The following is a 17,696-nucleotide window of genomic DNA, read 5'->3' as shown; positions in this document are numbered from 1 at the left end:
CCCTCAGTACACCCGCGCCTTGGGCTTGATGTACTCGATGTCGTTGGACATCGTGTAAGTGTGCACCGGCCGGTCATCGAGCGTGATCGTCCGCTTCTCGTCGTCGATCCAGGCGAGCGTGTGCTTCATCCAGTCCTTGTCGTCGCGATTCGGATAGTCCTCGCGGGCATGGGCGCCGCGGCTTTCCGGGCGGTTCAGCGCCGAATCCATGGTCACGACCGCCTGGGTGATCAGGTTGTCGAATTCCAGGGTCTCGATCAGGTCGGAATTCCAGATCAGCGAGCGGTCCGTGGTGCCGATATCCGTGATGCCGTTCCAGACCTCGTGGATCAGCTTGTGGCCTTCTTCCAGCGTGTCGCCCTCGCGATAGACGGCGCAGTTGTTCTGCATCGTCCGCTGCATACGGTCGCGCAGCACCGCGGTCGGCGTGCCGCCCGAAGCGTTGCGGTACTTGTCGAGGCGGGTCAGCGCGAGGTCGGACGAACCCTTCGGCAATTCAGGCTGCTTCTCGCCCGCCGTCACCGTCTCGGCGCAGCGCAGGCCGGCCGCGCGGCCGAACACGACGAGGTCGATCAGCGAGTTCGAGCCGAGGCGGTTGGCGCCATGCACGGAGACGCAGGCCGCCTCGCCGATCGCCATCAGGCCGGGCACCACCGTGTCCGGATCACCGCCGACCTTGGTCAGAACCTCGCCGTGGAAGTTCGTGGGAATGCCGCCCATGTTGTAGTGCACGGTCGGCAGGACCGGGATCGGCTCGCGGGTCACGTCGACGCCGGCGAAGATTTTGGCGCTCTCCGAGATGCCGGGCAGGCGCTCGTGCAGGATCTTCGGATCGAGATGGTCGAGATGCAGGTAGATGTGGTCCTTGTCCTTACCGACGCCGCGGCCGGCCCGGATTTCCATCGTCATCGAGCGCGAGACGACGTCGCGCGAGGCGAGGTCCTTCGCTGACGGGGCATAGCGCTCCATGAAGCGCTCGCCCTCGGAATTGGTGAGATAGCCGCCCTCGCCGCGCGCGCCTTCGGTGATCAGGCAGCCCGAGCCGTAGATGCCGGTCGGATGGAACTGCACGAACTCCATGTCCTGCATCGGCAGGCCGGCACGCAGCACCATGCCGCCGCCGTCGCCGGTGCAGGTATGGGCCGAGGTCGCGGAGAAATAGGCGCGGCCATAGCCGCCGGTCGCCAGGATCGTCTGCTGGGCGCGGAAGCGGTGCAGCGTGCCGTCATCGAGCTTGAGCGCGATCACGCCGCGGCAATGGCCGTCCTCGTCCATGATCAGGTCGATGGCGAAATACTCGATGAAGAACTCGGTATTGTAGCGCAGGGCCTGGCCGTAGAGCGTGTGCAGCATGGCGTGGCCGGTGCGGTCGGCCGCGGCGCAGGTGCGCTGGGCCGGCGGGCCCTCGCCGAATTCAGTGGTCATGCCGCCGAAGGGGCGCTGATAGATCTTGCCGTCCTCGGTGCGCGAGAAGGGCACGCCCCAATGCTCGAGCTCGTAGACGGCGGCCGGCGCGTTGCGCACGAGATATTCGATGGCGTCCTGGTCGCCGAGCCAGTCCGACCCCTTCACGGTGTCGTACATGTGCCACTGCCAGGTGTCCTTGCCCATGTTGCCGAGCGAGGCGGCGACGCCGCCCTGCGCCGCGACGGTGTGCGAGCGGGTCGGGAACACCTTTGAGATACAGGCGGTGCGCAGGCCCGCCTGCGAGCAGCCGACCGTGGCGCGAAGGCCAGCGCCGCCGGCGCCGACGACGACGACGTCGAAGGTGTGGTCGGTGATCGGATAGGCGGTGCCGGTATAGGCCGGGACCGGACGGGATTTTGTGATCGCCATCGGATCAGCCTCCAAAAGACAGCTTCAGCACCGCGTAGACGCTGGCGGCGCCAACGGCGATGGCGAAGAAGGTGTTGGCCATGACGGCGAGGACCTTGGCCCCCTCGCCATGGATGTAATCCTCGATGACGACCTGCATGCCGATCCGCATATGGATGCAGGCCGAGAGGATGAAGAGCAGCATCAGGATCGCGACGCAGGGGTTCGACAGAAGCGCGATCGCCGCCGGATAGGGCCGGCCGACCAGCGCGATGACGACGCCGATGAAGATCACCGTCAGGATCAGGTTCGAGACGGCGGTGACGCGCTGCAGCCAGAAATGGCCGGTGCCGGACTTGGCGGAACCGAGGCCGCGGACGCGGCCGAGCGGGGTGCGCATCGAGGAATTGGACAGCATGGCGGGGCTCCTCAGCGCAGGACCAGGACGACGATCCAGACCAGGACCGTCAGGCTCACCGAGGCGACCAGCGAGAACTTCGCCATGTTCATCCGGGTCTCGGGCTCGTAGCCCTTGCCCATATCCCAGACGAAGTGACGGAGACCCCCGACCATGTGGTGGATCAGCGAGAAGCTGTAGAGGAAGAGCACGACCCGGCCGAGGAAGGAGCCGGCAATCGCCTGCGCCATGTCGAAGGCGGCGGGGCCGGACGCGGCAGCGACCAGCCAGGCAGCGATCAGCACCGTGCCGAGATAAAGCCCCGTGCCGGTGACGCGGTGGGCGATGGACATCGCCATCGTCCAGGACCAGCGATAGATCTGCAGGTGGGGCGAAAGCGGGCGGGCTGCGGGCTTGACCTCGGCCAATATCGTTCTCCGATCAAGCGGTCCGTCGATAGGGACGGACCCATTTGGGATCATTCTAGAGTGACTGGTTGTCTAACGAAACCGTCCCGGCGCTGCAATGCGGCATGCGCATAACGAAGTTACAGATTCTGAAAATCGTCATTTTCTTACGAAAAGCTTACCGCGGCAGCAGCGCCCAATAGTCCAAATCGAGAATCACGCTCGGATCATACTGATCTCCGGCCTTCAGCGGGAAATCCGCGCAAGCGCGGTTCTTGGTCGCGACCAGCCGAAGCCGGAGCGCCCCGACATCGCCGCGCCCCGGAATCTCGGCGCTGCCCAGGACCTCGCTCCAGGCATAGACCGTGTCGCCGGCGAAGAGCGGCGCGACATGGCGCCCGCCATTGATCGCCGCGATATGGAAGGCGTTGCCGAGCCCGTTGAAGGACAGCGCCCGCGCCAGGCTGATGACATGGCCGCCATAGATCAGGCGCTTGCCGAAGCGGGTCCCCTGCGCCGCGTGGGCATCGAAATGCACCCGTGCCGTATTCTGGTAGAGCCGCGTCGCAAGCTGATGCTCGGCCTCCTCGACGGTCATGCCATCGACATGGTCGATCCGTTCGCCGACGGCATAATCGCCCCAGCGGAAGCGCGAGCCGGCGAACGCATCGTCGTAAGCAGCGAGCTCGATCCGGGGGCAACCCTCGCCGAGTTGCTCCGGCAGCACGGCCTTGGCCAGCTCCGGCACCTGCTCGGCATGAGCGGGCGTGCCCGGCTCGCGCTTGCGCACCAGCACCCAGCGCGCATAGCTCAGCACGATCTCATTGCGCTGGTTGCGGCCGATCGAGCGGACATAGACGATGCCAGCATCGCCGGCCGAGGTCTGCTTCAGCCCGATCACTTCTGACGTGGTCGAGAGCGTGTCGCCGGGATAGACCGGCCTCAGGAAGCGTCCATCAGCATAGCCGAGATTGGCGACCGCATTGAGCGAGACATCCGGCACCGTCTTGCCGAAGACGATGTGGAAGACGAGCAGGTCGTCAATCGGCGCCGTCGGATAGCCGATCGCGCCAGCGAAGGCGTCCGAGGACTGCACCGCGAAGCGCGAGCCGTAGAGCGCCGAATAGAGCGCCGCGTCGCCGGCCCGCACCGTGCGCGGCGTGGCATGGACGATGGTATCGCCGAGGTGGAAATCCTCGAAGAAACGGCCGGAACTGGTCTTTGGCGTCGAGCCGGGCATGCATCGCCTCCTGATCGCGGGCAAGTGTGCGTTGCAACGAAGCTCCGCGTCCAGCCCCGACGAAAGGCCGAACGTCAGCCGACGATCGCAGCGAGCTTCGCCAGGTCGACATTGGCGCCGCAGACGAGCACGCCGAGCCGCTCGCCCTGCGCAGGCTTGTAGGCCCCGCAGAGCAGAGCACCCAGCGCCGCCGCCCCGCCGGGCTCGACCGCAAGGCGGAAATCGCGCCAGAGCACGCCTTGCGCCTCCGTGATCGCCGCATCCGGCACCAGAGCGACGTGATCGACGCTGTCCCGGGTCACGTCATAGACGAGCTGACCGACATTGCGGGCGCCCAGCGAATCCGCCGCCACCGAGGCGACCTTGACCTCGACCGGGCCCTTCGCATCGAACGCCGCCTGCAAAGCACGCGAGCCTTCCGGCTCCACGCCGACGACCTTGACCTTGCTCCCAGTGAACCAGCTCGCGATGCCCGAGATCAGCCCGCCGCCGCCGACCGCGACGAGCACGGTGTCGAGATCGGGCTCTTGGCTGTCCCATTCGCGGCCGAGCGTGCCCTGGCCGGTGATGGTCTCCGCCGCAGCGAAGGGATGGATCTTGAGCGCTCCGGTCTCGCCGACGAACCGGTCGCAGGCCGCCTGTGCGTCGTCATACTGGGCACCGCCGACCACGACATCGGCGCCGAAGCGCTTGATCGCCTCGATCTTGGCGGCGGGCGAGATTTCCGGAACGAAGATCGTCGCCTTCACCCGGCGCTTCATCGCGGCATAGGCTACCGCGGCGCCATGATTGCCGCCCGACGCAGCCGAAACACCGGCGGCCGGCACCGGCAGCGAGAGCAGGTTGTTGAAGGCGCCGCGCGTCTTGAACGAGCCGGCGTGCTGCAGGCATTCGAGCTTGAGCGAGACATCCGCCACGGAGCCGAAAGCCCCTGTGCCCAATCGCATCACGGGCGTGATCCGGGCATGGCCGGCGATGCGCGCCGCTGCTTCCTCGATCATCGGACGGGTGACGGGGCGTGCGCTCATGACGATATCCTGACGAGGCTCGGAGGCTGGACGAAACGTCCAGATCGCAATCGGAAGACCGTGGCTATCGCGTCCCGGCGGATCGGGAAAGGGGTACCCACGCCCGGCGGCAATGTGCCGGGTGACGACCAGCGCCGCCAGCGCATCGAGAAGGTCGTCGGCTGCAGCCCCGCGCGGCGGACGGGAGTTCGCCGTCTCGGCCGGAATGCCGGCCTCCATCAGCAGGCTGCGCCGCTCGGCCACGCCCTCCGGATTGACCACGCCCTTGATCTTCTTGGGATGGACCAGCGGTGCGCCTCGCATCGTGCGGAAGGCGAGCTCGGGATGAACCTCGTAGACCCGCTCCCGCAATCCGGACTCGGAGCGCAGCAAGCCGTCGATCTCGCGGATTTTCGGGAACAGGTGGAAGCCCTGCTTCGAGACCTTGCGCGGCGGATCGGAGGCTGCGAGCGCCAGTGCGCAGGCCTCACGGTAGTCGGTCGCCTCGACGGCCCGGCGCGCTGGAATGGAAAAGACCGAGGATTGCCTGTCGCCCAGCAGCGCGCGCACCGCCTGCTCCGGCCCTCGCCCGGAGCCCTTCACCTGGTCGGGGAGGCCGATCGGCATGTCGACCGCGACGAGATCGGGCACGATCTCGCTCGTGAAGAGATCGGCGAAGTAAGGCACAATACGGATCACCAGCGCACCCCGCCCTTCGCTGGACACGATCGCCGCAATCCAGCCGCCCTTGCAGCCATCGACGCCGGCAAGCCACGCCATGCCGTTTCCTCCGCCTTTCGCAGCGCTGGCATTGCATCTGCGTTGCTCTACTGTGCAGCGCAGCACAAGCCGGCCCGTGTCAGGAGAGACGATGAGCACGATACGCCCCCGCCGCAGCGCCCTCTACATGCCGGGCTCCAACGCCCGCGCGCTTGAGAAGGCCCGCGAGATCGCGGCCGACGTCCTGATCCTCGACCTCGAGGACGCCGTCGCTCCCGACGCCAAGGCGACAGCGCGAGAACAGGTCTGCGCCGCCGTGAAGGCCGGCGGCTATGGCCGGCGGGAGCTGGTGATCCGCGTCAACGGCACCGGCACGCCGTGGTTCACTGAGGATCTCGCCGCCGCCACGGAGGCGAAGCCGCAGGCGATCCTGATCCCGAAGGTTTCGGCGCCGGAAACCCTGCACGAGGTCGGCGGCCTGCTGAACGGCCTCTGGGCGGACCCTGCCATCGCGATCTGGGCGATGATCGAGACCCCGCTCGCCATTCTCGATGTCGAGCGCATCGCCCGTGCCGCCCGCGATCCCGTGACGCGGCTTTCCTGCTTCGTCATGGGCACCAACGACCTCGCCAAGGAGACGCGCGCCCGCTTCGTGCCCGGCCGCGCCCCGATGCTGCCCTGGCTGACGAGCGCGCTGCTCGCCGCCCGCGCCCATGGCATCGACATCCTCGACGGCGTCTATAACGACATCAAGGACGAGGCCGGTTTCCTGGCCGAATGCGAGCAGGGCCGCGATCTCGGCTTCGACGGCAGGACGCTGATCCACCCCTCGCAGGTCGCGGCGGCCAACGCGGTCTTTGCGCCTGACGAGGCCGAACTGACAAAGGCCCGGGCGGTCATCGCCGCCTTCGACCTGCCGGAGAACGCGGGCAAGGGCGCGATCCAGCTCGACGGCCGCATGGTCGAACTGCTGCATGCCGAGATGGCGCGCCGCACGGTCGCGCTGGCGGACGCGATCGCGGCCTGAAATAAAAAAGGCCGCGCTGAGCGCGGCCCTTTCAAAGCGTCTGGACGAGCGGACTCAGCCCTTCGCGGCCTTCGCGCGATCGATCGCCTCGGTGATCAGCTTCTTGGCCATGGCGGCATCGCCCCAGCCCTTGAGCTTGACCCATTTTCCGGGCTCGAGATCCTTGTAGTGCTCGAAGAAGTGCTGGATCTGGTCGAGCGTGATCTGCGGCAGGTCGGTGTAGTTGTGCACGTTCTCGTAGCGCTTGGTCAGCTTCGGCACGGGCACGGCGATGATCTTCTCGTCGCCGCCGGCCTCGTCCTCCATCAGCATCACGCCGATCGGCCGCACCGCGATATACGAGCCCGGCACCAGCGGGCGCGTATTGGCGACGAGCACGTCGCAGGGGTCGCCATCTTCCGAGAGCGTATGCGGGATGAAGCCGTAGTTCCCGGGATAGCGCATCGGCGTGTAGAGGAAGCGGTCGACGAAGAGCGTGCCGGCTTCCTTGTCCATCTCGTACTTGATCGGCTCGCCCCCGATCGCCACTTCGATCAGGACATTGACTTCTTCGGGCGGGTTCTTGCCGATGGAGATGGCGTCGATGCGCATGCTGGAACCTGTCGCTTGGGAATTTTCGCTTGGGAATTTTGCCGGGCCTTATGCAAGTTCGCGGCGAAAAGTCCAAGCCCTTCCGTGATTGCGCATCGCCTGATGATTTGCGCCGGCGCGCCCGCGCTGCTATCCGGCGCCTCATGAACAGCCCCGAGATCAGGCCGTGCTGAGCCGCCTGCGCCCCGACGAAGAGCGCTATGCCCGCCGCATGGCCCGCATCGCCCGCTGGGACCGGCCGATCGAGGGCCGCGGCCAGCGCCTGCGCGCCTGGGCCAACATGCTGCTGGTCGACCACGGCATCTTCCGGCTCGCCTATCTCAATGCGCACCGGGTCACGCCACGGCTCTGGCGCGCGGCCCAGCCTGCGCCCGGCCAGATCGCCACCTTCGCGCGCAAAGGCGTCAGGACCATCGTCAACCTGCGCGGCGGGCGCGAGCACGGCTCCTGGCCGCTCCAGAAGGAGGCGTGCGAGCGCCACGGCATCAAGCTGGTCGATTTCGTGCTGCGCTCGCGTGGCGCCCCGGAGCGCGAGACCATTCTCGGTGCCAAGGCATTCTTCGAGAGTCTCAACGAGCCGGCATTGGTGCATTGCAAATCAGGCGCCGACCGGGCCGGCTTCTTCTCGGCGCTCTACCTGCTGATCCATGAAGGGCGCCCGCTCGACGAGGCGATGCGCCAGCTCTCGCTGCGCTACGGCCATTTCCGCTTCGCCAAGACTGGCATCCTCGACGCCTTCTTCGAGGCCTATCGCCGCGAGGGCGACGCGAAGGGCATCGCCTTCCTGGACTGGGTCGCCACGATCTACGACCCGGAGCGGCTGGAGCGCGAGTTCAAGCCGGGTCTTCTCTCCTCGCTGCTCGCCGACAAGCTGATCCGCAGAGAATAACCTTCAGCGGGCAGCCCCCGAAGCGGCCAGGCCATCGGTCGGTGCTTCAGCGGAATCGTCGAGATGCAGCCAGATGAAGATGGTGTGCGTCAGCGTCCGCAGGATCGAGATGGCGCCGATCGTCAACAGCAGCTCCGGCGACAATGCGCGGAACCACGCCATCGCCGCCACGATAGCGATCAGCGCGACGCCGTTGATCACAACCTGCCAGAATGGCTGGCGCGAAAGTGTCGCCACTTCCTGCAGCGGCCCGAGCACGGCAATGCCGATATAGAACGCCGCCAGCAATGCGATGACCTCACCGAGATTCTGCCACTGCGTCCCGTCCAGCCAATGATCCGCCACGAGCGAGGCCAAGGCGATGACGCCGAACAGGACCGTCGCGCCGACGATCAGGCCGAGCGCCATGATTCGTGCCCAGAAACGCCGCCGCGGGCCGGCATGGGCGCGCAGGCGGTTCAGCACGAGCGGGATCGACACGGTGCCGAACATCTGGGTCGGCATGTCCAGAAGCCGCATCGACAGGGCGATCTGCGCGGCCAGCACAGTGTTGCTGGCATAGGGCAGCGCCATCAGCGGCGCGATCGCGAAGCCATAGGCCAGCAGCGCCGACGGCAGCAACGCGCGCGGCGCATCCCGCCAGCGGATGGCCGCCTCGGCGAGGCTGCGCCATGACCACAGACCCGGCTGAACAAGCTCCGCGACCGAATCCCGTCGGCGCCGCAGAAGATAGGCCGCCGCCAGCACATGCCCGAGCGCATCGGCCATGAAAAGGGTCAGCGCCTTCGGCCCGAAGATCGCGATCAGGATCAGCATGATCGCCGGCTGGACCACCGCCTGCACGACATTGCTGTTGCCGATGGCGCGGAAATCCCCCTCCGCCGTCGCCTCGGACCAGAGCAAACGCAGGACCGAACGCGCCGCCAGCGAAACCAGGAAGAAGAAGGCGACGGCAGGCGCGACCCAGCCAGTCGCGGCGAGCCCGATCAGGACCAGGGTGGTGATCGCCAGGAAGGCCACCCCGACGGCAGCGGCAAGCCGGAAGGCAAGGCCAAGCCGGAAGCGATCGCTGCTCCGGAAAAACACCGCCTCCAATCGCAGGAGCGAGGCGATCGAGATAAAGTTCGCAGCCGATGAAAAGACGGCGAAGGCGGCGAAGACGAAAGGCGGGCACAGGGCGGCCGCAATGATCAGGCCCCAGACCGAGATCAGCCGGGCCTGAATGAAGCGCAGGCCGAGCAGGAGCGCCGAACCCAGATTCGACCGCAGAGCCGGAACCCGCCTCGCCACGAACCTCCGCCCGGCCGCAATGCTCAGCTCGGGGCGGCCATGCGGCAGATGGGCCCGATCCATGGTGACATGCGCGGCCATATCGCCCCCCATCGTCGAACCGTCGGACAGCCTTTCGTCGGGCGTAGCCGCCGCGTGGCCCGAGAGCTCGCGGTCGCGCGATGCGGTCATGCCCGACGGGCCTTCTGCCGCGAAGGCTGCGTCAACATGGTTAACGATTGGTTAATTTCGCTCATGTCCGTCACTGATGCCGCTTCGCGCAGCTTGTACCGCGCGAAGCATAAACCGCACCATGGCGTTTTTTTCGCGGCTCAGGCGAATTTTGTCTTGAGCGCCTCGAACCGCGCCAGCTGGTCCGCCAGCAGTTCCCGCGCGGCATCGCGCCGCACGAAGACCTTGAACATCACCTCGCCGAAACCGTTGAAGAACTGCACCGAGCAGGCGCGCCGGCCCTGCGCGGTGGAGCGGTCGACCAGATAGATCGCCCGGCAGTTCTCGGCCTTGATATGTCCGCCGATCGGGCTGTCGCCATGGATGTTGTAGTAGCCATGGCCGAAGCTGCCGACCGGCAGCGAGCCCTCGCATTCCAGCACGATGTCGGGCGTGTGCATCAGGAAGAGCACCGTCCCCCAGCTCGCCAGCTCCTTCCAGACATCCTCGAAGCGCTCGGGTGCCACGAGCTGACGCTGGGCCTCGGGCAGGAGTTCGAGGACTGCGCGCGTCGAGACCTTGGCCTCGCGCGCCACGGCCTCGATCAGGCCGTCCGGCTTGGCCGCGAGCAGAGCGCGCGCGTGCTCCATCGGGTCCTGCGCGACGGTGTCGGCGGTCGTCATCGGGTCAGCCTCACTCGGCCGCCTGGCGGGGCAGGTGCGGGTTGCTCTCGCTCAGCACGGTTTCGAAGCCCTCGAATTCGGGATGACCGAGATACATCGGCTTCGGGCGCGGCTGGCCGGCATTGCGATGCGATTCGCGGAACTGCTCGGACTTGGTCCAGGCCGTGAAATCCTCCTTCGAGGCCCAGCTCGTATGCGAGGAATAGAGCGTGTGATCTTCCTTCTCCGGCCCCTTCAGCAGATGGAAGGAGAGGAAGCCCGGCATCTCGTCGAGCCGGGTCTTGCGCGAGGACCAGACCGTCTCGAAGGCGGCTTCCTCGCCCTTGACGACCTTGAAGCGATTCATGGCGATGAACATCGGTAAACCCTGCATCTGACGCGCCGGAGCCGGCGGAAACGAACGATGCCGCGATCGCGGCAGGGCAACCGCCATCCGTTCGAGCGCCTCCGGAAGGAGGGCTCGACCCGGAAATGCACATGGCCGGCAGGCGACTATCCGGCGAGATCGCCCGACGAAGCCGGCCGCGCATCGGCGTTGCCCTTGACCCCTTGTAGTAAAGCCTCATATCAGCGTCAATAATACTGCAAAGAAGATCTTGTTTTGAATAATTAAAAACAGGATCTACTTTGTATTGAATGATTTTAAACTGGCTACAACCTTCTTGCCTGGCGCCCGCGTCGGTAGAATCCACCGTCTGGGCCCGAACGGAGTTGCGATATGTCTGGCTCGCGCATCACCAAAGCCCATGGCGGCCTGCGGCAGCCGAACCGTCGCGAGATGACCGCAGCGCTCGCCTTGAGCGCGCTCGGCCTCGGTGGGCTCGCACTCCCCGCCGCCTTGCCGGGCGTGGCACTTGCCCAGACGCCGGATCGCATCGTCGTCGCCGGCGGCGTCATCACCGAGGTGATCTATGCGCTGGGCCTGCAGGACCGCATCGTCGGTGTCGATTCGACCAGCCAGTTCCCGGCGGAGGCGCTGAAGCAGAAGGCGAATGTCGGCTATGTCCGCGCGCTCTCGGCCGAGGGCGTGCTTTCGCTGAAGCCTTCCCTGATCATGGCGATCGATGGCGCAGGCCCTCCCGATGCCGTCTCGCTGCTGACCGAATCCGGCGTGAAGATCGCCCGCATCCATGACGGACTGACTCCGGACGGGGTCACCAGCAAGATCGCCGCGATCGGCGCCGCGATCGGCGCAGCCGCCCCGGCCGAGCGCCTGGCGGCACAGACCAAGGCGCGCTTCGACGAGCTCGCCACGCTGCGCTCCGGCATCGCCAAGAAGAAGCGCGTCCTCTTCCTGCTCTCGCTCCAGAACGGCCGCGCCATGGTCGGCGGCCGCAACAGCTCGGCCGATGGCATCATCTCGCTCGCCGGCGGCATCAACGTCGCCGATGCGATCGAGGGCTACAAGCCGATGACGGACGAGGCGATCGCCGCCGCCGCGCCGGACATGGTGCTGATGATGCGCAACAGCAGCGCTCATAACACCACGCCCGACGAGCTCTTCGCGATGCCCGCCTTCTCCCAGACCCCGGCAGCGACCGGCAAGCGGCTGGTCCATATGGACGGGCTCTATCTGCTCGGCTTCGGGCCGCGCACGCCGATGGCGGCGCGCGACCTGATGGCCGCGATCTACCCGGAAGCCGCCATTCCGCCGCTCAAGACCGCAGCCGCCCCGTGACCCTCGCGGCACCGTCCCCAGCCATGGCCTCCTCGCCTCTGACGACGCTGATCGCCAGCCGGCGCCGCACCGGCCTGCTCGCGGTGGCGGGGCTCGCCCTGGCCTGCCTGCTCCTGACCGTGGTCGCCATCGGCCAGGGCGCGATCTCGATCGCACCCGGCCGCGTCGCCGAGATTTTGATGGCGCGGCTTTCCGGGGACACCACCTTGCTCGAGGGCCGCGATGTCCTCGTCGTCCTCAATATCCGCCTGCCGCGCGTGCTTCTCGGCCTGCTCGTCGGCGCCGGCCTCGCCGTCTCCGGCGCCCTGATGCAGGGGCTGTTCCGCAACCCGCTTGCCGACCCCGGCCTCGTCGGCGTCTCCAGCGGCGCGGCACTGGCGGCAGCCACCACCATCGTGCTGGGCGACCGCTTGCTCGCCGGCACGATGATGAAGCTGCCCTTCGCCGCCCTGCCGGCCGGCGCCTTCTGCGGCGGCCTGATCTCGACGCTGGCGCTCTATCTCATCGCCACCCGCGGCGGCCGCACCTCGGTCGCCACGATGCTGCTGGCCGGCGTCGCGCTCGGTGCGCTCGCGGGCGCACTGACCGGCCTGCTCGCCTTCATGTCGGACGACCGGCAATTGCGCGACCTGACCTTCTGGTCGCTCGGCAGCCTCGGCGGCGCGAGCTGGACGAAGCTGACGGTGGTCGCGCCGATCATCCTGCCGCTGCTTCTCCTGATGCCGCTGCTGGCGCGCGGCCTGAACGGGCTGATGCTCGGCGAGGCCGAGGCCTACCATCTCGGCATCCCCGTCCAGCGCATCAAGGCGCTGGCGATCCTGCTGGTCGCGCTCGCCGTCGGCGCCAGCGTCGCCACGGCCGGCCTGATCGGCTTCGTCGGCATCGTCGTGCCGCATCTGATCCGGCTCTGCGTCGGCCCGGACCATCGCCTGCTGCTGCCGCTCTCGGCCTTGGGCGGTGCGATGCTGCTGGTCGGCGCCGATATCGTCGCGCGCCTGATCGTCGTCCCCGCCGAACTGCCGATCGGCATCGTCACCGCCACGATCGGCGCGCCCTTCTTCCTCTGGCTGCTGCTCCGCCGCACGAGCCTGATCGATGTCTGACGCGAACCCGATCCTCTCCAGCCATGGCGTCAGCTTCCTCGCCAGCGGGCGCAAGCTCGTCAGCGATGCCAGCCTCGAGCTCACCGGGGGCACGACGACCATCCTGATCGGCCCCAACGGCGCCGGCAAATCGACCCTGCTCAAGCTGCTGACCGGCGAGATCAAGCCGGCCGGCGGCGATATCCGCATCGCCGGCGAATCGCTCGCGGCGGTTCCGGCCTGGCGCCTCGCCTGCCTGCGCTCGGTGATGGCCCAGCACGCCCGCCTCGCTTTCCCCTTCAGCGTCTACGAGGTCGCGAGCCTCGGTGTCGACGGCATCGGCCGGGCCCTGACCCGCCAGCGGCGCGAGGCGATCGTCGCCGAGAGTCTCACTGCCGCCGGCGTGATCGATCTCGCCGGGCGGCGTTATCAGACGCTCTCCGGCGGCGAGCAGCAGCGCGTGCAGTTTGCCCGCGTGCTCTGCCAGCTCGAAGCCGGCCGCAGCGTCGCGCAGCGGCAGGTGCTGTTCCTCGACGAGCCGATCGCCAGCCTCGATCTTTGCCACCAGCTCGCTTTGCTCGACATGGCCCGCGCCATCGCAGCCCGCGGCGTTGCCGTCCTGATCGTGCTGCACGACCTCAATCTCGCCGTGACCTATGCCGACCATCTCGTCGTGATGGATCAGGGCCGGATCATCGCGCAGGGCCCGCCGGCCAGGACGCTGGACGACGCACTGCTGCGCCAGGTCTTCAAGGTCGACCTGACGCTGAGCCGCGCGCCCGCGCCCGGCCTGCCCTTCCTGCTGCCGCAGCAGCACCGGGCTCGGCCGGCGGCCTAAAGCGCTGATTCACCGGTGATTCATCCTGAATCATCGCTTCACCATATCGCTCAACCCGCGCTTCACGGCTGCGGCGGCACAACTCCCGCAGTTTCCAGGGAGTTCCAGACATGTTCCGGCATATCGCTGTCGCACCCCTTGCCCTGTCGGCCGCCATTGCGGCTGCGCTACCTGCGCAGGCCCGCGAGGTCGTCGGAATGCGCGACGGGCGCTTCGACCCCGGCACCATCGTGATCCGCACCGGCGAGCGGAAGCTCTACTACGTCGTCTCGCCCGGCGAGGCGATCCGCTACACCATCGCCGTCGGCAAGGCCGGCAAGCAGTGGCGCGGCGTCAAATATGTCGAGGAACTGCAGGTCGATCCGGCCTGGGCGCCGCCGGCCGAGGTCAAGCGCGACAATCCCCGCCTGCCCGACGTCATTCCCGGCGGCTCGCCGCGCAACCCGATGGGCGCGCGCGTCATCGGCCTCGGCCCCGGCGGGCAATACGCGATCCACGGCACCAACATGCCGAATACCGTCGGCAAGGCCGCATCCTATGGCTGCTTCCGCATGCACAACCAGGACGTGATCGACCTTTACGCACGCGTCCAGATGGGAACCCCGGTCGTCGTCCTGCCCTGATCCTTCAGAGGGTGACCGGCGAAAGGATCGGCCGTCCCGCGAAGAACGCCTCCAGATTGCCGAGCAGCATCCGCAACTGCTCTTTCTTGGCATCCTGCGAACTCGCCGCGATATGCGGCGTCAGCACGACATTGTCGAGCGCCTGGAGCCGCTCCGGCACATGCGGCTCCGCAGCGAAGACGTCGAGCGCCGCGCCGGCGATCCGCTTCTGTTCAAGCGCTGCGCAGAGCGCGTCCTCATCGATGACGAGGCCACGCGCGATATTGACGACATAACCTGCGGGCCCAAGCGCGTTCAGCACGGCATCGTCGATGGCGTTGCGGGTCTCGGCACTGGCCCGGACAGCGACCACCAGCACGTCGGCCCATGCGGCAAGGCCGAGCAGGCTGTCATGGAAGCGGTAAGGAAGGTCCGGCTTGGGCGAGCGGCTGTGATAGCCCACCTCCATCTCGAAGGCTGCGGCGCGGCTCGCGATCCGGCTGCCGATGGCGCCGAGCCCATAGATGCCAACCTTGCGGCCGGCGAGGTCCGGCGTGTTGGCGACCGGATCGCGCCCCGGCTTGCCCCAGAGGCCGTCGCGCAGGAAGCGCTCCCCCTGCCCGATGCCGCGCATGACGCAGAGCATCAGGCCCATCGCGAATTCAGCGACGCTGCGCGCATTGGCGTCGGCGGCATTGCAGAGCCTGATGCCGCGCGCCTTGGCCGCGGCGGCATCGACCCCCTCGACGCCGGAGCCATAGCAGGCGATCAGCTCGAGCTTCGGCAAGGCGTCCATCAGTTCGGCGCCGGTCCGGCGCCCGCCATAGGTCACCAGCACGCGCGCGTCCCTCGCCTCCGCCGGGATCGCGGCCGCGGCGTCGCCATCAACCGGCCCGATCACGGTGTAGCTCTGCTTCAGGCGGGCGATCGCTTCGGCGGCGAGACGCGGCATCATCAGGATCGTCGGCTTCATCATCATGCTCCGGGGATGCTGCATCGCAGCACCGGATCGGCGCCGGCTCAACCCATGCTGGCGTTGGCCCCGTCATCCGCGCCACGCAATCCCGGCCTTCGACCAAAGGCTGGCCCGGGCGGTTCCGAAATCTCGAAATCTCATCCTTTGCCCCCTCGCCCCCTGCAAAGAACCGCGTTAACCTCCGCCCGCGACACGTAACCACCCGTACTCCCGTACGGGCCAGGAAGGGGCTACCAGATGGACCATCTCGCCGACGTGAAGAAGTTTGCCAAGAAGGCGCTCAACGAAGCGGCCTTCGCCGGCATGTCGAAATCCTATGCACTGGTGATGAGCAAACCCGATACCCGCTACGTCGCCTGCTCCGATCCGGCCGAACTCGATCGCGTCCGCGAAAACTTCCTGAAGAAGAAGCTCGGCCTGAAGTCCGGCGATCTCGACGGCTCCGTCAAGGCGATCTGCGAGCACATGAAGGCCGACAAGACCAAGTCCCGCCTGACCTTCTATTACCTGCTGGCCGAGCATCATGGAAAGCTCGACCTCTTCGTCAAGAAGTAAGACCTCGGCCCGGCCGCGCGCCGGGCGACCTTCCCGACATCGGAGAAGACGGGAGGCCGGCATCAAGCCGGCCGAAGTGCCGTTCAGGCGCGATAGAGGTCTGCGCGCGTCAGCGGCAGGCCGGACGGCCCCTTGCGCCGCTTCGTGACCAGCGTCTGGTTGACCAGCGCCCCGCCGCGCTCGAAGGCCAGCGAACAGCCGGCGAGATAGAGCAGCCACATCCGCGTCCGCTCCGGACCGATTTCGGCCTCGGCCTTGTCCTTGTTGGCGTCGAGCCTTTCCCACCACAGCCGCGTCGTGCGCTGGTAATGCTCGCGCCAGCCCTCGGCGTCATGGACCTCGAAGCCGTGGCGCTCGAGATTGGCGATCGACATGCCCAGATGGTCGAGCTCGCCGCCGGGAAAGATGTAGCGCACCAGCGCACGATACTCGGCCGGCATCTTGTTGAAGGCCTTCTCGGTCTTCTTGGCGCGGCGCGAGATGCAGTGATGCAGATAGAGCCCGCGCGGCCTGAGCAGCCGGTTCACCGCCTGGAAATAGGACGGATGGTTGCGGATGCCGACATGCTCGAACATGCCGATCGAGGAGATCTTGTCGAACTCCCCCTCCATCTCTGTGAAATCCTTGAGGTGGAGCGTGACCTTGCCCTGAAGCCCGAGCCTCTCGACCTTCTCGCGCGCCAGGGCGAGCTGCTCCTCCGCCAGCGTCACGCCATGAGCCTCGACCCCGTAATGGCGGGCGGCGTGACAGACCAGCGCGCCCCAGCCGCAGCCGATATCGAGGAAGCGGTCGCCGGGCTGCAGGCGCAGCTTCCGGCAGATCATGTCGAGCTTGTCGCGCTGGGCGCGCTCGAGATCGCCGTGATCCTCGCTGAAATAGGCGCAGGTGTAGACCATCTCCTCGTCGAGGAAGAGCCGGTAGAAATCGTTCGAGACGTCGTAATGGTAGGCGATGTTGGCCTTGTTGGTGGCCGGCGCGCCGTCCCGCGCGATCTCGTCGCCCTTGGGATGGCTGACAGCGGCCTCGGCCGCTCCCGACACGAAGATGAAGCGCCTGATGACATCGAAGACCGCGCCCTTAGGGATGTTGCGCGCGAGTTTGCCGACCTTCCCTTCCGGCCGCGCCGCGGCAAGATCGAAGAGCGAGCCGTTCACGATCGCGAGCCGGTCGGCGATATGCAGGTTGAGCAACGTATCGAGCTTGGGCTTGCGGATCAGCGCGGCCAGAACGCCGGGGTCGGCGATAGCGATGGCGAGTCCGTCCGCCGGCCAGGAAGCTGGAACCATGCTCCCGTCCCAGAGCCGGAAACCGAGCTTCAGGCCGAGCTTGTCATGCGCCTCGGCAAGAAGGCGGCGCAGGGCCGCGAGGCGCTTGTCGTTGCTATCCATGAGGCACATCCGCTGCTATCCGGCGCCTGTTTGGACGCAGAGCCGCGGATTGGCAATGTTTTGGGGCCATAGCAGCCCCGCCCATCAGAAATCGCTGGCGATGCCCTTCACTTCCCAGTCGTCGTAACGCACCGGCTCCAGCCCGCCGCGGCCATTGACCTCGCGTTGCCTGGCGATCTCGGCAGCATGGGTATCGATTGCAGCGCGGCGCGCGGCCGCTTCCGCCAGAGCACGCTGCGCGGCGGGGGACAGTACCTTGGCTTCCGGCGCATCCGTCGGCCTGTCCTGATCGGTCTTATCGGGCATTTCGGCGCGTTTCCTTGCAGGATTCTCTTGCAGGATCGGGATTGCCCTCACCACA

At 67.0% G+C, this 17,696-nt stretch carries 19 protein-coding genes; 7 read left to right on the top strand and 12 right to left on the bottom strand.

Translation table 11 applies throughout. From position 1 onward, the window contains the following. Window positions 1-3 precede the first annotated feature (3 nt). The 5 genes from sdhA to ASE61_RS27470 all read right to left on the bottom strand — a co-directional run bounded on the left by sdhA (window position 4) and on the right by ASE61_RS27470 (window position 5,646). Window positions 4-1,836 (bottom strand): succinate dehydrogenase flavoprotein subunit, encoded by a 1,833-nt coding sequence (sdhA, locus tag ASE61_RS05925; RefSeq protein ID WP_061965725.1) that lies wholly within the window; start codon window positions 1,834-1,836, stop codon window positions 4-6. A 4-nt stretch (window positions 1,837-1,840) separates the two neighbouring features. Next, entirely contained in the window at window positions 1,841-2,233 is a 393-nt protein-coding gene (gene sdhD / locus ASE61_RS05920) for a succinate dehydrogenase, hydrophobic membrane anchor protein (protein ID WP_061965723.1), read from the bottom strand. 11 nt (window positions 2,234-2,244) lie between these two features. Beyond that, a complete protein-coding gene (gene sdhC / locus ASE61_RS05915; RefSeq protein ID WP_244492746.1) occupies window positions 2,245-2,643 on the bottom strand; it encodes a succinate dehydrogenase, cytochrome b556 subunit in 399 nt (132 codons plus the stop codon). Between the two features lie 154 nt (window positions 2,644-2,797). Next, complete coding sequence (locus ASE61_RS05910) at window positions 2,798-3,859, bottom strand: MaoC family dehydratase (RefSeq protein ID WP_061965719.1); 1,062 nt, start codon at window positions 3,857-3,859, stop codon at window positions 2,798-2,800. Between the two features lie 74 nt (window positions 3,860-3,933). Beyond that, window positions 3,934-5,646 (bottom strand): serine/threonine dehydratase, encoded by a 1,713-nt coding sequence (locus ASE61_RS27470; RefSeq protein WP_082617245.1) that lies wholly within the window; start codon window positions 5,644-5,646, stop codon window positions 3,934-3,936. Between the two features lie 91 nt (window positions 5,647-5,737). Here ASE61_RS27470 and ASE61_RS05900 point away from each other — a divergent pair, with 91 nt between their 5' ends. Further along, on the top strand, window positions 5,738-6,613 hold the full coding sequence (locus tag ASE61_RS05900) for an HpcH/HpaI aldolase/citrate lyase family protein (protein WP_061965717.1): 876 nt from the start codon (window positions 5,738-5,740) through the stop codon (window positions 6,611-6,613). 54 nt (window positions 6,614-6,667) lie between these two features. Here ASE61_RS05900 and ppa read toward each other — a convergent pair whose 3' ends face one another. Further along, entirely contained in the window at window positions 6,668-7,204 is a 537-nt protein-coding gene (gene ppa, locus ASE61_RS05895; RefSeq protein WP_061965715.1) for an inorganic diphosphatase, read from the bottom strand. 166 nt (window positions 7,205-7,370) lie between these two features. On the opposite strand from ppa, the gene ASE61_RS05890 reads away from it, so the two are divergent. After that, window positions 7,371-8,093, top strand: a complete 723-nt coding sequence (locus tag ASE61_RS05890) for a fused DSP-PTPase phosphatase/NAD kinase-like protein (protein WP_061965713.1) — start codon at window positions 7,371-7,373, stop codon at window positions 8,091-8,093. 3 nt (window positions 8,094-8,096) lie between these two features. Here the strand turns inward: ASE61_RS05890 and ASE61_RS05885 are convergent, their stop codons facing one another. The 3 genes from ASE61_RS05885 to ASE61_RS05875 all read right to left on the bottom strand — a co-directional run bounded on the left by ASE61_RS05885 (window position 8,097) and on the right by ASE61_RS05875 (window position 10,574). Next, a complete protein-coding gene (locus tag ASE61_RS05885) occupies window positions 8,097-9,554 on the bottom strand; it encodes a hypothetical protein (RefSeq protein ID WP_061965711.1) in 1,458 nt (485 codons plus the stop codon). 140 nt (window positions 9,555-9,694) lie between these two features. Then, entirely contained in the window at window positions 9,695-10,216 is a 522-nt protein-coding gene (gene hutX / locus ASE61_RS05880; protein WP_061965709.1) for a heme utilization cystosolic carrier protein HutX, read from the bottom strand. A 10-nt stretch (window positions 10,217-10,226) separates the two neighbouring features. Beyond that, window positions 10,227-10,574 carry an antibiotic biosynthesis monooxygenase family protein gene (locus ASE61_RS05875; RefSeq protein WP_061965707.1) on the bottom strand — a complete coding sequence of 116 codons (348 nt, stop codon included), beginning with the start codon at window positions 10,572-10,574 and terminating at the stop codon, window positions 10,227-10,229. Between the two features lie 360 nt (window positions 10,575-10,934). Between ASE61_RS05875 and ASE61_RS05870 the strand changes: the two genes are divergently transcribed. The 4 genes from ASE61_RS05870 to ASE61_RS05855 all read left to right on the top strand — a co-directional run bounded on the left by ASE61_RS05870 (window position 10,935) and on the right by ASE61_RS05855 (window position 14,437). Further along, a complete protein-coding gene (locus ASE61_RS05870; RefSeq protein WP_244492732.1) occupies window positions 10,935-11,894 on the top strand; it encodes a heme/hemin ABC transporter substrate-binding protein in 960 nt (319 codons plus the stop codon). A gap of 23 nt (window positions 11,895-11,917) precedes the next feature. Next, window positions 11,918-12,997 carry a FecCD family ABC transporter permease gene (locus ASE61_RS05865; protein WP_061965705.1) on the top strand — a complete coding sequence of 360 codons (1,080 nt, stop codon included), beginning with the start codon at window positions 11,918-11,920 and terminating at the stop codon, window positions 12,995-12,997. Beyond that, on the top strand, window positions 12,990-13,814 hold the full coding sequence (locus ASE61_RS05860; protein WP_061965703.1) for a heme ABC transporter ATP-binding protein: 825 nt from the start codon (window positions 12,990-12,992) through the stop codon (window positions 13,812-13,814). Before ASE61_RS05865 ends, ASE61_RS05860 begins: the two co-directional genes overlap by 8 nt. A gap of 110 nt (window positions 13,815-13,924) precedes the next feature. Further along, window positions 13,925-14,437, top strand: coding sequence for a L,D-transpeptidase (locus ASE61_RS05855; RefSeq protein ID WP_061965700.1), 513 nt, complete (start codon window positions 13,925-13,927; stop codon window positions 14,435-14,437). Between the two features lie 4 nt (window positions 14,438-14,441). Here ASE61_RS05855 and ASE61_RS05850 read toward each other — a convergent pair whose 3' ends face one another. After that, window positions 14,442-15,389, bottom strand: a complete 948-nt coding sequence (locus tag ASE61_RS05850; protein ID WP_061966035.1) for a 2-hydroxyacid dehydrogenase — start codon at window positions 15,387-15,389, stop codon at window positions 14,442-14,444. 240 nt (window positions 15,390-15,629) lie between these two features. Here ASE61_RS05850 and ASE61_RS05845 point away from each other — a divergent pair, with 240 nt between their 5' ends. After that, a complete protein-coding gene (locus ASE61_RS05845) occupies window positions 15,630-15,947 on the top strand; it encodes a DUF2853 family protein (RefSeq protein ID WP_061965698.1) in 318 nt (105 codons plus the stop codon). Window positions 15,948-16,030: 83 nt separating this feature from the next. Here the strand turns inward: ASE61_RS05845 and ASE61_RS05840 are convergent, their stop codons facing one another. After that, window positions 16,031-17,335: a class I SAM-dependent methyltransferase gene (locus ASE61_RS05840; RefSeq protein ID WP_061966033.1), complete on the bottom strand. Its 1,305-nt coding sequence runs from the start codon at window positions 17,333-17,335 to the stop codon at window positions 16,031-16,033. An 84-nt stretch (window positions 17,336-17,419) separates the two neighbouring features. Then, the gene (locus ASE61_RS05835; RefSeq protein ID WP_061965696.1) at window positions 17,420-17,641 is read right to left on the bottom strand and encodes a DUF1674 domain-containing protein; all 222 of its coding nucleotides are present in this window, start codon (window positions 17,639-17,641) and stop codon (window positions 17,420-17,422) included. Window positions 17,642-17,696 lie beyond the last annotated feature (55 nt).

Origin of the sequence: Allobosea sp. Root670 (assembly GCF_001429415.1) — a bacterium.
Lineage (GTDB): Bacteria > Pseudomonadota > Alphaproteobacteria > Rhizobiales > Beijerinckiaceae > Allobosea > Allobosea robiniae.
This window is presented reverse-complemented; position numbering and strand designations above follow the sequence as displayed.